At 53.5% G+C, this 1,609-nt stretch carries 1 protein-coding gene and 1 pseudogene; one reads left to right on the forward strand and one right to left on the reverse strand.

The features are described from left to right. The first annotated feature begins 270 nt into the window (after positions 1-270). On the forward strand, positions 271-828 hold the full coding sequence (locus OZ10_RS21885; RefSeq protein WP_139051379.1) for a DUF4189 domain-containing protein: 558 nt from the start codon (positions 271-273) through the stop codon (positions 826-828). Between the two features lie 32 nt (positions 829-860). On the opposite strand, the pseudogene OZ10_RS23000 reads toward OZ10_RS21885, so the two are convergent. Then, positions 861-1,121 (reverse strand): annotated as a pseudogene (locus tag OZ10_RS23000) (transposase); the annotation flags it as partial. Between the last annotated feature and the right edge of the window lie 488 nt (positions 1,122-1,609).

Raw genomic sequence — 1,609 nt, forward strand, 5'->3', positions numbered from 1 at the left:
TCACAAGCCAGGCCATGCAAACCGGCGGGATGGGCGTATTGTTGACGCTCCTGATCTTGACGACACCTCCGATGGCCGCGTTCTTCTTCCAAGGTACCTTGGGTAGCTTCATGGCGTATTCTCAGATTGGTGGGGCGGCGTCGGCTGGCGGATCGCCAGGGCCGCAGAGACAGGCGCCTGGCTCTTACGTGCCTCAGCAAAACGTAAGCAATGAAAGGGGGCGAGAGAATCTTAGTGATGTCAGGACGGTAGCCTCCGGATCCCAGACTGGTGGAAATTCTGATCCTGGTTATAAAGCTGCCCACCGCGACCTCAGGACTTAATATGAATCTTCGCCCGTCATATTCTTTTTTATGTCTGCTGCTCATGACTGGAGCTGCATACGCTGAAGGACAATGTCCGCCAGGATTTTATCCGATCGGCGGCCAGGGAGCGAGCGGATGCGCTCCTATCGGAGGAGGAGATTCGGGCGGTTCTCCGCAACCCTCGGGTGAATGGAGAAAGCGCTGGGGCGCCTTTGCTATGGATGGCTCGCTAGGTGTTCTAGGAGCCACTTCTAAACAAAAAAGTAAGGCTGAGGCAAAGAAGTTGGCACTAAAGTCGTGTCTTGATCTGGGTGGTAGAGATTGCAAAATTAGTTTTATTTACAACAACCAGTGCGCTGCTGTAGCAAGATCTTTAGATGGGGGCGGAAGTACAATTCAGGGCGCTCCATCAGCAGATGATGCTAAAGCCACAGCACTTAGTGCCTGTGAGGAAAATTCGCGGATACATAGTTGTGAGGTTATTTACGCCGAATGCAGCATGTCTGAGTTTAGAAGTTATTAGTTTGATTGGTAGCATATTGAGTTGAGGGTAATTCAATTTGATCGTGTGGTGGGAATTTTAATGGTTTCATTTGGCCTCCCCTTTAACTCGGCCAACCGGTTCCTAAAGCGTGTTATGAACTTTAAAAATAGAGACGCAGCATATCCAAACATGAGGATGGAGAAGACGACGAAGTGGAGTCCTGCCAGGGTTTCCGGCAGGCGTTCGTAATAACGTGCCAGGCGTCGAAACCGATTGACCCAACCAAAGCTGCGCTCCACAGCCCAGCGACGCGGCAGCAATACAAAGCCTTTATTCGCCTCGCGCAGTTTTTAGGACGTGCAGTTCAATGCCTTCCTCCTGCGCAGCTTCAGCCGGTCCTTCGCCTATGTGCCCTTGATCGACGACGCCAGTTTCACGATCTCGCCAGTGACATGCTGAGCTTCCTGCGCCAGCGATCGCACTTGGGCTCGTTCCTGTTCGTTGGCCGGCGTGATCTACACCGCCAGCAGGTGGCCGAGCGTAACTACCCTCATGTGGGTAATCCCCGCGCAGATTAGCAGCAGCCATAGGCGGAATTTTCGTAAACTGATCCAGGGGAGAACCCATAAAGAAGTCGAGTTTTACCGACAGCCTTGATTATCGCCGTGCTCAAGCAGGTCGAAGACGGAACCCCCGCGGCCGTATCGGTACCATGTTCTCGATGGGCGTGCTGGCCGCGATGGTGTCGATCTGCATGAAGATGGTCGCCAAGGTCGCTGGATCGCTCTGGGCGGTCAAGGGGCTTGGCATGGTGCTGGAC

Source organism: Xanthomonas cannabis pv. cannabis, assembly GCF_000802365.1.
Classification (GTDB): domain Bacteria; phylum Pseudomonadota; class Gammaproteobacteria; order Xanthomonadales; family Xanthomonadaceae; genus Xanthomonas; species Xanthomonas cannabis.